Origin of the sequence: Catenuloplanes japonicus (genome assembly GCF_000717135.1) — a bacterium.
GTDB classification, from domain to species: Bacteria; Actinomycetota; Actinomycetes; order Mycobacteriales; family Micromonosporaceae; genus Catenuloplanes; species Catenuloplanes japonicus.
This window is the reverse complement of sequence record NZ_JNXY01000021.1, coordinates 155,273-168,547: the sequence shown is the minus strand read 5'-3', so window position 1 is coordinate 168,547 and position 13,275 is coordinate 155,273. Positions and strand designations below refer to the sequence as shown.

Genomic DNA, 13,275 nt, shown 5'->3' with positions numbered 1-13,275 from the left:
GCGACGGTCCCCGTCCACCACCGGTAGGGGATCATGGACGGCATGGACGAGCGGGACGTATCAGCCGGTGACGGGCGCACGCTGCACGTGTACGACCGGGGCACCGGGTCGCGCGTGGTGCTGTGGCATCACGGCACGCCGAACATCGGGACGCCGCCACGGCCGCTCTTCGCCACGGCGGACCGGCTCGGGGTGCGGCTGATCGGATACGACCGGCCCGGGTACGGCGGCTCCAGCCCGCTGCCCGGCCGGGACATCGCGTCCGCCGCCCGGGACGCGGCCACGGTGGCGGACGCGCTCGGGATCGGCACGTTCGCGGTGCTCGGGCACTCCGGCGGCGGACCGCACGCGCTGGCCTGCGCCGCACTGCTGCCCGGAAGGGTCACGGCCGTGGCGTCGATCTCCGGGCTGGCGCCGTTCTCCGAGGAGTGGGACTGGTTCGGCGGCATGGGACCGTCCGGGGTGGCCACGCTGCGGGCAGCGCGCGCGGGTCGTACCGTGGCAGGGTCTGATGTGGACTTCACGGCTGCGGACCGGGCCGCGCTCGACGGGGAGTGGGGCTGGTTCGGCGAGGTGGTCCGGCCCGCGCTGGCAAACGGTCCGGAGCCGCAGATCGCGGACGACCGGGCCTACGTGAATCCGTGGGGGTTCGATCCCGCCACCATCACGGTGCCGGTGCTGCTGGCCCACGGCGCGGACGACCGGGTGGTGCCCGCCGCGCACGCCGGCCATGTGCATCCGGCGGCGGAACGGTGGATCACGCCGGGGGCGGGGCACATCTCGGTGCTGCCCGCGACCGCCACGCGCGTGCTGGAATGGCTGGCCGGCCTCAGTACCTGAGCCGGGCCGCGATCGGCAGGTGGTCGCTGCCGGTGCGGTCGAGCGTCCACACCCGCGTCACGGTCAGCGAGCGCGCCATGACCTGGTCGATGCGGGCCACCGGCAACCGGGCCGGCCAGGAGAACGCGAAGCCGCGGCCGGTCGTGCTCACCACGTCCTTGACCGGCTTCAGCGCCCGATCCTCCAGCGTGCTGTTCAGGTCGCCGATCAGGATCACGCGGTCGATCGGCTCCGCGGCCAGGCGTTTGCCCAGCAGGATCGCGCTCTCGTCCCGGCGCTCGCTGGCGAAGCCGCCCTGCCCGAGCCGCATCGACGGCAGGTGCGCCACGTACACCGCGATCTGGCCGATCGGGGTCTCCACCACCGCGCGCATGCCACGGTTCCAGAAAGGATCGTCCACTGTCGACGGCCGGATGCCGACCAGCTGCGACTCGATGATCGGGAACCGCGACCACAGGCCGACGGTGCCGTGCGTGGCGTGGTGCGGATAGACGTCCCGGAGCACGGCGTCGTACTCCTCGGTGACCGCGGGCAGCAACTCCTCCACGCCGATCAGATCCGCGCCCGCGTCCAGCAGCGCCCGCGCGGTCCCGGTCCGGTCCGAGTTGACGTCGCTCAGGTTGTGCTGCACCACGGTCAGGTCACGCGGCGAATCGCTGCCCGGCACCAGCTTCCCGCCGCACACGACCGCCCACGCGAGCACCGGCAGCACGGTCACCGCCGCCGCGATCCGCGACTTGGCCAGCAACGCCGCCAGCAGCAGCAACGGCACGCCCAGCCCGAACCACGGCAGGAACGCCTCGATCAGACTCCCGAGCCGCGGCCCCGCATTCGGCACCAGCCGGTGAAACCCGACCAGGAGCGCCAGCAGAACCGCCCCCACCGAGATGATCGTCGTCCGCACCCCGCGATCATGCCAGGCCCCGTGCTCCCTTCCCCACCCCCGCGTCCAACGCCACATCCCACTCCCGCTCGCCACCCCGCCGCACCGGCTGCCTCACGTTGCCGGCCCGCCGCGGCGGCCGACTCGCCCCGTTGCCCTGCCACCGCCTATGTCGACTCGCCGTCCATGTCGCTGCCCTGCCGCGCTGCCCTGCCGCCCTGCTTACCTCGCCGCGCGCCCACCTCACCTCGGCGGGCCGGCCCGCGGGCGCTCCACGCCCGAAATATCGCGATAATGCGGACCGCATCATCCCGAGCCCGCAGGGCCCATGCCCAATGGATCATTCGGTGCCCAGGCAGCTGCGGTCCGCGCCGTTCCGCCGTCGAGAGGCGGTCGGCGCGGGTCTGATCACGGCGGCGATGCTTGAGGGTCCGTACTGGCAGCGTCTCTATCGGGGCATCTACATCGAACGGTCGGCCTATCAGCCGGACAATCACCGCATGTGGTGCACTGCGGCGCAGCTTCTGCTGCCTCCAGGCGGCGCGATCGGGGGCCGGAGCGCGGCCTACCTCTGGGGCGTCGATCTTCTCGCGCGGGGAGACCCGGTCTCGATCATCGTGCCGAAGCAGCGGAAGGTACGGGAGCAGCCGATGCTCCGGGTCACGCGCGGGCTGTTGCCGCGAGGTGATGTGGAGTCGTTCGGCGGCCTGGCCGTGACCACGCCGGCGCGGACCGCCTTCGACCTGGGCCGCGGCGGTGATCGTGTGCAGGCCATGATCGCCGTGGACGCCATGCTGCACCGGCGCCTGGTGACGCGCGCCGAGTTACAGGCGACTGCCAACGCCCATCCCGGATGGCTCAATATAATGAAATTTCGGGACATCTTGCGTGATGCCGAGCCGGGTGCGGAGTCGCCGATGGAGACGCGGCTACGGCTGGTGATCGTGGACGGCGGGCTGCCGAGGCCGGTGGCACAGTTCCAGGTCAGGCCCGCGGGCGGCACGGTCGTCGGACGCGTCGATCTCGCCTACCCACACCTGCGGATCGCCATCGAGTACGAGGGTGATCACCACCGGGACCAGGCCACCTTCCGCAAGGACATCGTGCGCTTCAACCGGTTGCAGGCCGCCGGATGGACGGCCTTGCGCTTCACCGCGGACGACGTCTTCAAGCGCCCCCGCCAGATCGTCACCGACGTGCGAAAGGCCGTGGCCGAGGCGACAGCCCGGGACCACGCAGCCTGAGATCCCACAGCCCGGCGCCACGCCGTCTGAGATCCCGGCCGGGTCGCCCGCGCCGAGCCTCGCCGGTCACCGCCGGCACAAACGGCAATGACAGACCCAGAAGCAGATTTTCCCACTTCGCGGTGGTTGCGGTCCGCACGCTCCCGCGGGCACCGGTCGTCGCTGGCGCTCCTCCCTTCCGCTTCCGCGCCACACCGGCTCAGAACAAAGAACAAAGCCCGTTCTCCGCCGAGCAGGAAGGCGGGCTCACTTGTCCGGGGTGGCGTGGGTGCGGTGGAGGTAGGCGATGTCGCGGCCGAAGGACCAGATCAGCGCGGCCAGCGCGCCCGCCACCAGCACCGTGGAGATCGTGAGCGGGAGCAGGCCGGAGGCGGCGATCACCAGGACGACGCCCTGGACGGCGGCGACGGTCTTGCGGGAGTAGCGGACCGGCAGGTCGTTCTGGAGCCAGGTGAAGTGCCAGCCGAACGCGACGAAGACGTAACGGAACGCGCCGATCGCCAGGACCCACCAGCCGAGCTGCAGTGAGACGAAGACGCTCAGGACCAGGATCAGGAACGCGTCCACCTCGCCGTCGAAGCGGGCGCCGAACGGCGAGCTGGTGCCGGTACGGCGGGCCACGAACCCGTCGACGCCGTCCAGGACCAGCGCGACGGAGGCGAGCACGACCAGGACCGCGACCGGAGCGCGGTGGCTGGTCACGCCCGCGACCAGCGCGGTCACGCCGCCGACCAGCGTCGCCCGGGAGAGCGTCACCGCGTTCGCCGGGCCGAAGACGCGCAGGCCGTTGCGGTGGATCGCGTTGCTGAGCAGGGCGCAGAGCGCGAGGGCGTAGACCGTGCCGGTTATCCACCCGGCCGGGCCGATCCCGACGGCGGCGGTGAGGCCGCCGAGCACGGCGAACTGTGCCAGCAGTCCGGCCGCGGGGCCGCGATGGGAACTGACCGTGCCGGTCCAAACGCCTGCAGTCACTGGGGCTCCTCGAAACCAGAGGACCGTGGCGGGTCACCGACGGTCGCGTTCTGTCAACACGAAAACTTCCGCCAGACGGTTCATCGGATCTTCGAACCGGATCCGGGAAACATCCGTACTCCCTGGTGACGACGACGGCCGGGGATCTTGACCGGCCGGGCGGCGTGCAACAGCCCGTTACCGTCAGTGGAGGCCCGGATGAGTGTCGCCGAAGCGCCGAGGTACGCCTCGTCGTGGCTGGACCTGCGTGAGCCCGCGGATGCCGCGGCCCGCGCGACGGAGCTGGTCGATGAGCTCCCGACGGTTCCGGACCAGGTGATCCTCGACATCGGCTGCGGCACCGGCTCGATGGCCCGGTGGCTGGCGCCGCGGCTCGGCGGACGACAGCACTGGATCATGCAGGACCACGACGCGGACCTGCTGGACTTCGCGGCGGCCAGCATGATCGGCACCGGCGCGGCGATCACGGTCGAGACCCGGCAGGGCGACATCACGGCGCTGACCGCGGCGGACCTGGACGGCGTGTCGCTGGTCACCGCGTCCGCGCTGCTGGACCTGCTGGACACGGACGACGCCGGCCGCCTTGCGGAAGCGTGCGTCGAGTCCGGCACGCCCGCGCTGCTCACGCTCTCGGTCGCCGGGCGTGCGGAGCTGACCCCGGCCGAGCCGCTGGACGGGCCGCTGAACAGCGCGTTCAACGACCACCTGCGACACCACGTGGCCGGGCGCACGCTGCTCGGCGCGGACGCGGCGGACGCGGTCGCGGCGGCGTTCACGGAGCGGGGGGCCACGGTCAAGGCCGTACCCAGCCTGTGGCGCCTCGGATCGGATCATCGCGAACTGATTGCGGAATGGCTGCGCGGCTGGGTCACCGCCGCCTCCACCCGCCTCGGCCGGGACGCCGCGGTCGAGCACGAGATCGACGAATATCTCCGCCGCCGTCTCGCCCAGGCCGAGGCCGGCGAGCTGACGGTCACCGTCCACCACACCGACCTGCTCGCACGACCGGGGGATCCGCGATGATGCAGAAGATCCTGTCCTGGGTGAAGCCGATCGCGGGCGCCGCGATCCTGGCGCTGCTGTTCTGGCGCCTCGGCTCCGTCGCGTTCCTGGACAGCCTGCGCGTGCTGACCTGGCCCACACTGGCCGCGGCCGCCGGCATCGGGCTGCTGACCACCGCGTTCAGCGCCTGGCGCTGGTGCCTGACCGCGCGCGGCCTCGGCATCCGGCTCACGCTGCGTGGCGCGATCGCGGACTACTACCAGGCGCTGTTCCTCAACGCCACGCTGCCGGGCGGCCTGCTCGGCGACGTCGACCGCGCGGTCCGCAACGGCCGCGACACCGGCGACGTCGGCCGCGGCGTCCGGGCGGTCGTGCTGGAGCGGACCGCCGGGCAGCTGATGCTGTTCGCGGTCGGTGCGGTCGTGCTGGCGGCCAACCCCGGGCTGGTGCTCGCGGTCTCCGGCGTGGTCACGGTCTCGCCGGTGGTCGTGGGCGTCGGCGCTGCGGTGCTGACGGCGGCGCTGGCGTTCATCGTGTTGAAGGTGCGTCCGGCGCGCATGCGGCAGATCTGGAACACCGCGACCGCGGACGTCCGCCAGGGCCTGCTCTCCCGCCGGAACTGGCCCGGCATCCTGCTCGCGTCCGTCGTGGTGCTCGGCGGCCACATCGGCACGTTCCTGCTGGCCGCCCGCGCCGCCGGCTCGCACGCCCCCACGCTGACGCTGCTTCCGCTGCTGGTCATGGCGTTGCTGGTGATGGTGCTGCCGGTCAGCATCGGCGGGTTCGGGCCGCGCGAGGGCTTCCTCGCCTGGGCGTTCACCGCAGCCGGTTTCGGCGCGACACAGGGCCTGACCGTGGCGGTGGTCTACGGCCTGTTCGCGCTGGTCGCAAGCCTGCCCGGCGTGGTGGTCCTGGCCGTGCGCCTGGTTGCCCGCCTCCGTACCGCCACCGTCTCCGCCGCTCCGGCAGCCGCCGTCACGCCGTCCCCGGTCGTGGCCCCTGCGGTCGTGCTCGCGCCGGTGGTGCTGGCGGGCGAGTCCCGCGCCCGCAAGCAGTTGGAGCCTGCGGCCGCCTGAGAGCACAAAATTACGATGTGCCCGTCTGGGCGGTCCGTCACGCGGCGTTGCTCCCGCGGGCAACCTCGCGTCGGGCTCCGCTGGTGCTCCGCTCGTCGCGAGGAGCCGGTCCCGTCGTCCCTCACGAAAAACCGCAGGCGGTCTGTCAGGCCAGGCCTTCGAAGAGTGAGGCGCACCAGCGGGCGTAGGGCTCGGCGGTGCCCTCGCGGTGTGGATGCACGCGGTTGCCGAGAATGACCACGCCGAGGTCGCGGGCCGGCGAGAGCCACAGGCGATTACCGACAAATCCGGTATGTCCGAAGCCGGGCAGCTGTGGCGAGCCCAGACCCGGCCGTGGCGTCACCATCCAGCCCAGAGCGAAGCCCGCGCCCGGTGCCGCCACCGGCGCCGGGGACCGCAGCAACGCCTGCGCCGCGGCCGTGACCAGCGCCAACGTGCCGAACGCGCCCGCCTGCCCGGCCACGCCACCCATCGCGGCCGCATTCTCGTCGTGCACCTCTCCGACGATCATCCGCCCGCGCCACGGGCAGAACTCGGTGGCGACGGACGACAGCGGCGGCGCCCCGAACCGCAGCCCGGACCGCGTCCGCGCCAGCGACGACAACGACCGCCCGGTCAGTGACTCCACCACGCACCCGAGCAGTAGAAACCCGAGATCGCTGTAGACCTCGGCCGGCGGCCCGAGCGGCACGGACAGCGCGGCCCGCACCACCGCCTCCCGACCGGACAGCCCGGACGACCCGGACAGCCCGGACCCGGACCGCCCGGAGACGATCCGGAAGAACGGGACCGAGGCCGGCAGCCCGGCCGTGTGCGTCAGCAGTGACCGGATCGTCGCGCGGCCCACGGCGTACCCCCGTGCGGGTGGAAAGAGCTCTTCGAGCCGCGTGTCGAGGGGCAGGCCGAGCGCGCGCACCTCCGGCAGCGTGACCAGCACTTTTGTCAGGCTGGCCAGGTCCCACCAGTCGTCAGGAGCGACCGGACGGCCGGTGGACAGGTCCGCGACGCCGTGCACCACCTGCCCCAGCACCGCGTCCGCGCTGAAGATGGCCACCGCGGTCGCCGGCGCGGGCGACGACGAGACGACGGTTCGCAGAAAATGAGCATCCGACCCCACGGTGAAAGGTATAGCCGAGCCACTATTTTGGTGCGGTGACGCACCTCTGCATCGACTTCGGCACGTCCAGCACGGTTGCGGTGCTGGCCGGTCCCCAGGGCGTACGCCCCGTGCTCTTCGACGGCGCCCCGTCGCTGCCCTCCGGCGTCTGCGCGGATCCGAACGGCCGACTGCTGACCGGCGCGGACGCGGAGCACGCGGCCCAGACCTCGCCGGAACGGTACGAGCCGAACCCCAAACAGCGCATCGACGAGCAGTCCGTCCTGCTCGGCGGCGTGGAATTCGCGGTCGCGGACCTGATCGCCGCCGTGCTGCGCCGCGTGGTCGCGCAGCTGCCCGCACCGCCACAGCGCGTGACGCTGACCCATCCGGCCGCCTGGGGCTCGCAGCGTCGCGAGGTGCTGTGGGAGGCGGCCGCGCGCGCCGGCCTGGGCTCGGTACGCCTGGTCAGCGAGCCGGTCGCGGCCGCCGCCCACTTCGCCACGCACGCGAAGGCCAACGTCAGCATCCCGTCCGGCGGCAGCGTGCTGGTGTGCGACGTGGGCGCGGGCACGGTCGACGTGTCCGTGGTCCGCCGCACGCCGACCGGCTTCGAGGTGCTGGCCTCGACCGGCCTCACCGACGGCGGCGGCCTGGACCTGGACGCCGCGATCGTCGCCTACCTGGGCACGGTCTTCTCGCCGCGCAACGGCGCCGCCTGGCAGCGGCTGGTCGCGCCGGCCACACCCGCGGACCGGCAGGCCACCCGCGCGCTGTGGACCGCGGTGCGGACCGGCAAGGAGGCGCTGACCCGCGCGCCGTCCACCCACATCCACCTGCCGATCCTGCAGGCGGAGACGCCGCTGGGCCGCGAGCAGTTCGAGTCGCTGGCCCGCCCGGTCGTGGAGCGGACCACCGCGACCGCGCAGGCGGTGCTGCGGGAGGCGCGCGTGGAGCCGGCGGCGCTGAGCGGCGTGTTCCTGGTCGGCGGCGGCACCCGGGTCCCGCTGATCGCGTCGATGCTGCACCGCGTGCTGGGCGTTGTGCCGCAGCCGGCGGAGAAGCGCGAGCTGGCGGTTGCCCGGGGCGCGGTCACGGCCGAGGACGTCAGCGGCCCGGACATGGAGCTGACCGTCAAGTCCCAGAAACCCCTGGACCGCACCAAGGTGTACGCCGCGGCCGCGATCCCGGTCCGGAAACCGCCGAAGGACGTGAAGCGGAAGAAGCGGACCGGCCGCCGCCGCGTGCTGTTCGTGGCGCTGGTCCTGATCGCCTCGGCCGGGATCGCCGGGGGCGTGACCTACCTCGCCGCGGACCGGGGCGGCACCAGCACGCCGGGCGGCGCGCAGAACAGCTGGAACGGCGATTTCGTCATGCAGATCAACGCCGCGACCCAGGACCGGGCCAACGGCACGCTGCTGATCAGCGTGCGCGAGGCGGAGCTGGAGGACGGCGAGGGTGGCGCCACCATCGACGGCACCGACCCGTGGGTGACGGTCACGGTGGACGAGTCCGCCGAGGTCTACCGCGCGGACCGGTCGCCGTCCAGCGTCGAGGAGCTGCTGCGGGACCTGAACGCGCGCGATCCCGAGGCGCGTGGCCAGGCGCTGGAGCTCACGTTCAGCCCGGACAACAAGGTGACCAAGGTCGAGTGGCTCTACCCGCCGGCGGAGTGAGCGGCCGCCGCGCGCTCCAGCGTCTGGCGGAACGCGCGCGCGGCCGGTGACGCCGCGCCGGCGACCCGCTGCGCGGTGAAGATCGTCCGGCGTGGTGCGGACGGCAGCTCTGCCAGGCGGCACGAGGTGGTCCGGCCGGCCCAGACCAGGTCCGGGATGAGCGCGACCGCGTTGCCGGTCTCCACCAGCCGGATCTGTGACTGCAGGTCCGCGGTCTCGTAGCGGACGTCCGGCTCGAAGCCCGCGACCCGGCACAGCTGCATCGCGAAGTGCCGGGACGCGGTGCCGTGCGGCTCCATCACCCACGGCATCTCCCGGGCGTCCCGCAGCGAGGCGATCGTGAGCGCTTCCGGGGGCAGCGCCAGGCGGATCGCGTCCGTGGTCAGGTCGCGGCGGTCCAGGCCGGGGTGGTGCGGGGCCGCGTGCGCCGGGTACTGCTCCGCGACCACCATGTCGAAGTCGCGCGCCCAGGTCTCGCGCAGCGCCTCCTCCGGCTCGCGCTGCACCATCTCGACGCGGACGTCCGGGTGGTGGGTGGACATGCTGCGCAGCGCGGCCGGCATCAGCGCGAGCGCGGCGGACTGGAACACGGCCACCCGCACGCGGCCGCTGACCCGGGTGAGTGAGGCCTGCAGCGCGGCCTCGGCGCGCTCCAGCGAGTCCAGCACCTCGCCCGCGGACGCGACCAGCACCTCGGCCTGCGGCGTGAGCTGGAGGCGCCGGCCGGACTTGCGCAGCAGCACCATGCCGGTCTCCTTCTCCAGCTGGCTGAGCTGCTGGGAGACCGCGCTGGGCGAGAAGTTGAGCGCCTCGGCGACGGCCGCGATCGTGCCCCGGATCGCCAGCTCCCGCAGCAGCACCAGCCGCCTGATCTCCAGCACGGGTCCACTCCCTACTCATCAAAGCGGAACGATCTTTGGAAAGAACGAAAACCGTGTTCATCCCACAATCGGGGAGACGGTTAATCTCAGCTGAAGAGTATCCGTAAATAACCGTCGCTTTTCCTAACGCAAGGGTGGTCCGAAACTGGGCATCAACAAGCATGGAGGGAACCGCCCATATGAACGCCACCGATCCCGAGCTCAGCGCGGAGGCCGTCGACCTGGTCCGGCGCTGGCTGCGTGAAGCGGAGACCTACCCCGTCTCCGGCTCCGCCGCGCAGCTCGCCGGCGTGCTCCGCGACCCGAAGGGCCTCGCGTTCGCGGTCGGCTTCGTCGACGGTGTCGTGCGGCCGGAGGATCTCAAGGTCAGCGCCCGCGCGCTCAGCCGGCTCGCCCGCGACGTGCCGGACTTCCTGCCCGCGCCGCTGCGCGCGGCCGTCCGGCTGGGCGGCGCGCTGGCGCCCACCATGCCGGGCGTGGTCGTGCCGATCGCGCGCCGCGTGCTCCGCGAGATGGTCGGTCACCTGATCGTCGACGCCACCGACGCGCGCCTCGGCAAGGCGATCAACAAGATCAAGCAGCAGGGGGTACGACTCAACGTCAACCTCCTCGGCGAGGCCGTGCTGGGCCGCGGGGAGGCGCAGCACCGGCTGACCGAGACCGAGCGCCTGCTCGCCCGCCCGGACGTCGACTACGTGTCGATCAAGGTGTCCGCCACCGTCGCCCCGCACAACCCGTGGGCGTTCGACGAGGCGGTCGCGCACATCGAGACCGAGCTGACGCCGCTGTTCACGCGCGCGCTCGACGAGGGCAAGTTCATCAACCTCGACATGGAGGAGTACAAGGACCTCGACCTGACCATCGAGGTCTTCACCCGCCTGCTCGACCGGCCCGAGTTCCTGAGTCTCGAAGCCGGGATCGTGCTGCAGGCGTACCTCCCGGATGCGCTGAGCGCCATGATCCGGTTGCAGGAGTGGTCCGCGGCCCGGCGTGCCCGTGGCGGCGCCGGCATCAAGGTGCGCCTGGTCAAGGGCGCGAACCTGCCGATGGAGCAGGTCGAGGCGTCCGTGCACGGCTGGCCGCTGGCCACCTGGGGCAGCAAGCAGGAGTCGGACACGAACTACAAGCGCGTGCTGGACTACGCGCTGCACCCGGACCGGATCGGCAACGTGCGGCTCGGGGTAGCCGGGCACAACCTGTTCGACGTGGCGTACGCCTGGCTGCTCGCCGGCCGGCGCGGCGTCCGCGAGGGCATCGAGTTCGAGATGCTGCTCGGCATGGCGCAGGGCCAGGCGGAGGCGGTCCGGCGCGAGGTCGGCGGCCTGCTGCTCTACACCCCGGTGGTGAAGCCGGCCCAGTTCGACGTGGCGATCGCCTACCTGATCCGCCGCCTGGAAGAGGGCGCGAGCAGCGAGAACTTCATGTCCGCGGTCTTCGAGCTGAACTCGTCGCAGGAGCTGTTCGATCGCGAGCAGAAGCGGTTCGAGGCCTCGCTGGCGGCGCTGGACACCGAGGTGCCGCCCGCGCACCGGGTCGCGGACCGGCACGCGGTCGTGCCGGTGCCGACCATCGGCCACTTCGAGAACACGCCGGACACCGACCCGTCCGTGGTCGCCAACCGGTCCTGGATGCGCGCCGCAGTGATAAAAGCCGAAAAGTCGGATATCGGCGTTGCGGCGATCGACGCCGCGCGCATCGACAGCACGTCCGCGCTCAACGACCTGCTCGAGAAGGCCGGCGCCACCGGCTGGGCCGGCGTCTCCGGCGAGGACCGGGCCAAGGTGCTGCACCGGATCGGCGAACGCCTCGAGGCCCACCGCGCCGACCTGATCGAGGTGATGGCCGCGGAGACCGGCAAGACCGCGGACCAGGCCGACCCGGAGGTCTCCGAGGCCGTCGACTTCGCGCACTACTACGCGGAGCTGGCCCGCGAGCTCGACCACGTGGACGGCGCGGTCTACACGCCGGCCGGGATCACGCTGGTCACGCCGCCGTGGAACTTCCCGGTCGCGATCCCGGCCGGTGGCGTGCTGGCCGCGCTCGCCGCCGGATCCGCCGCCGTCCTCAAGCCGGCCGGCCCGGCGGAACGCTGCGGCGCGATCCTGGCCGAGGCGATCTGGGCCGGGCTCGACGACGCGGGCGTCTCGCGCGACCTGGTCACGCTGGTGCAGGTCGACGAGGGCACGCTCGGCGCGGAGCTGATCGCGCACCCGCGCGTCGACCGGACCATCCTGACCGGCGCGTACGAGACCGCCGAGCTGTTCCGCACGTTCCGCGCGGACCTGCCGCTGCTGGCCGAGACCAGCGGCAAGAACGCCATCATCGTGACGCCCAGCGCGGACCTGGACCTCGCGGTCAAGGACGTGGTCCACTCCGCGTTCGGCCACGCCGGCCAGAAGTGCTCGGCCGCGTCGCTGGTGGTGCTGGTCGGCTCCGTCGCCCGCTCGAAGCGGTTCCGTACGCAGCTGCTGGACGCGGTCTCCTCGCTCACGGTCGGCTATCCGTGGGACCCGGCGTCGCAGGTCGGCCCGGTCATCGAGCCGCCCGCGGGCAAGCTGCTCGACGGCCTGACCACGCTCGGCGAGGGCGAGTCCTGGCTGCTGGCCCCGAAAAAGCTGGACGCGAAGCTGTGGAGCCCCGGCGTGCGGGACGGCGTGCGGCGCGGTTCCGCGTTCCACCACACCGAGTATTTCGGGCCGATCCTCGGCATCATGACCGCGGACACGCTGGACGAGGCGATCGGCATCGTCAACGAGGTCGACTACGGCCTCACCTCCGGCATCCACTCGCTGGACGTGGCGGAGCTGCGCCGCTGGCTCGACCGCGTCCAGGCCGGCAACCTCTACGTCAACCGCGGCACCACCGGCGCGATCGTGCGCCGGCAGCCGTTCGGCGGCTGGAAGCGCTCCGCGGTCGGCCCCGGCACCAAGGCCGGCGGCCCGAACTACCTGGTCGGCCTCGGTTCCTGGGACTCGCGCCCGTCCACCGCGGTCGTGGAGCCGTCCGGCCGGGTCCGGCCGCTGCTCGGCCGCGCCAAGGCGGCGCTGTCCGGCGACGAGGCGGCCTACGTCGAGCGCGCCGCGCGCAGCGACGCAGAGGCGTGGGCCGGTCTGTTCGCGTCCTCCGACGTGTCCGGTCTCGCCGCCGAGCGCAACGTGCTGCGCTACCTGCCGGTCCCGGTCGACCTGCGCCTCGAGGCGGACGGCTCGGTCGCGGAACTGGTCCGCCTGGTCGCGGCCGGCACGCTCGCCGAGGCCGACCTGACGGTCTCGTCCGCGATCGCGCTGCCGGACGCGCTCGGCATCACGCACACGGTCGAGCCGCTGGACGCCTGGACCTCGCGTCTCGGCCCCGGCCGCGCCCGGCTGATCGGCGGCTCGGTCTCCGACGTCGTGGTGGCCACCGGCGGCCGCCCCGACCTCGCGGTCTACGGCGGCCCGGTCACCGAGTCCGGCCGCATCGAGCTGCTGCCCTTCCTCCGCGAACAGGCCGTCAGCATCACCGCCCACCGCTTCGGCAACCCCGACGGCGTGGCGGCCGCAGCCCTTTAAGTGCGAGAGCCGGCGGGGGTACGGGTGCGCGCGCACCCGTACCCCCGCTGCTTT

Annotated in this window: 10 protein-coding genes; 6 read left to right on the top strand and 4 right to left on the bottom strand. The window is 72.6% G+C overall.

The window, feature by feature from the left end; translation table 11 throughout:
* Positions 1-42 precede the first annotated feature (42 nt).
* Positions 43-840 carry an alpha/beta fold hydrolase gene (locus OP04_RS27520; RefSeq protein ID WP_033342807.1) on the top strand — a complete coding sequence of 266 codons (798 nt, stop codon included), beginning with the start codon at positions 43-45 and terminating at the stop codon, positions 838-840.
* Here the strand turns inward: OP04_RS27520 and OP04_RS27515 are convergent.
* A complete protein-coding gene (locus tag OP04_RS27515) occupies positions 830-1,723 on the bottom strand; it encodes an endonuclease/exonuclease/phosphatase family protein (RefSeq protein ID WP_232323755.1) in 894 nt (297 codons plus the stop codon). The two genes, OP04_RS27520 and OP04_RS27515, sit on opposite strands and share 11 nt — an antisense overlap.
* Positions 1,724-1,875: 152 nt before the next feature.
* On the opposite strand from OP04_RS27515, the gene OP04_RS27510 reads away from it, so the two are divergent.
* Positions 1,876-2,967: a DUF559 domain-containing protein gene (locus OP04_RS27510; RefSeq protein WP_232323754.1), complete on the top strand. Its 1,092-nt coding sequence runs from the start codon at positions 1,876-1,878 to the stop codon at positions 2,965-2,967.
* Positions 2,968-3,213: 246 nt separating this feature from the next.
* Here the strand turns inward: OP04_RS27510 and OP04_RS27505 are convergent, their stop codons facing one another.
* The gene (locus tag OP04_RS27505) at positions 3,214-3,939 is read right to left on the bottom strand and encodes a CDP-alcohol phosphatidyltransferase family protein (RefSeq protein ID WP_051799141.1); all 726 of its coding nucleotides are present in this window, start codon (positions 3,937-3,939) and stop codon (positions 3,214-3,216) included.
* Positions 3,940-4,137: 198 nt separating this feature from the next.
* On the opposite strand from OP04_RS27505, the gene OP04_RS27500 reads away from it, so the two are divergent.
* Complete coding sequence (locus tag OP04_RS27500) at positions 4,138-4,962, top strand: class I SAM-dependent methyltransferase (RefSeq protein ID WP_033342748.1); 825 nt, start codon at positions 4,138-4,140, stop codon at positions 4,960-4,962.
* Entirely contained in the window at positions 4,959-6,017 is a 1,059-nt protein-coding gene (locus OP04_RS27495) for a lysylphosphatidylglycerol synthase transmembrane domain-containing protein (protein WP_033342747.1), read from the top strand. The genes OP04_RS27500 and OP04_RS27495 overlap by 4 nt, the downstream gene beginning before the upstream one ends.
* Positions 6,018-6,162: 145 nt before the next feature.
* On the opposite strand, the gene OP04_RS27490 is transcribed toward OP04_RS27495, so the two are convergent.
* Positions 6,163-7,134 (bottom strand): serine hydrolase domain-containing protein, encoded by a 972-nt coding sequence (locus OP04_RS27490; protein ID WP_198153997.1) that lies wholly within the window; start codon positions 7,132-7,134, stop codon positions 6,163-6,165.
* Between the two features lie 35 nt (positions 7,135-7,169).
* Between OP04_RS27490 and OP04_RS50155 the strand changes: the two genes are divergently transcribed.
* Positions 7,170-8,789, top strand: coding sequence for an Hsp70 family protein (locus OP04_RS50155; protein WP_051799137.1), 1,620 nt, complete (start codon positions 7,170-7,172; stop codon positions 8,787-8,789).
* On the opposite strand, the gene OP04_RS27480 is transcribed toward OP04_RS50155, so the two are convergent.
* Complete coding sequence (locus OP04_RS27480; protein WP_033342746.1) at positions 8,771-9,670, bottom strand: LysR family transcriptional regulator; 900 nt, start codon at positions 9,668-9,670, stop codon at positions 8,771-8,773. The genes OP04_RS50155 and OP04_RS27480 overlap by 19 nt on opposite strands.
* 179 nt (positions 9,671-9,849) lie before the next feature.
* Between OP04_RS27480 and OP04_RS27475 the strand changes: the two genes are divergently transcribed.
* Complete coding sequence (locus tag OP04_RS27475) at positions 9,850-13,221, top strand: bifunctional proline dehydrogenase/L-glutamate gamma-semialdehyde dehydrogenase (protein WP_033342745.1); 3,372 nt, start codon at positions 9,850-9,852, stop codon at positions 13,219-13,221.
* Positions 13,222-13,275: the final 54 nt, after the last annotated feature.

Excerpts from the sequence above, each read along its gene's own strand:
- OP04_RS27520 (WP_033342807.1), top strand. The coding sequence starts at position 43 with ATGGACGAGCGGGACGTATCAGCCGGTGACGGGCGCACGCTGCACGTG.
- OP04_RS27500 (WP_033342748.1), top strand. The coding sequence starts at position 4,138 with ATGAGTGTCGCCGAAGCGCCGAGGTACGCCTCGTCGTGGCTGGACCTG.
- OP04_RS27495 (WP_033342747.1), top strand. The coding sequence starts at position 4,959 with ATGATGCAGAAGATCCTGTCCTGGGTGAAGCCGATCGCGGGCGCCGCG.
- OP04_RS27475 (WP_033342745.1), top strand. The coding sequence starts at position 9,850 with ATGAACGCCACCGATCCCGAGCTCAGCGCGGAGGCCGTCGACCTGGTC.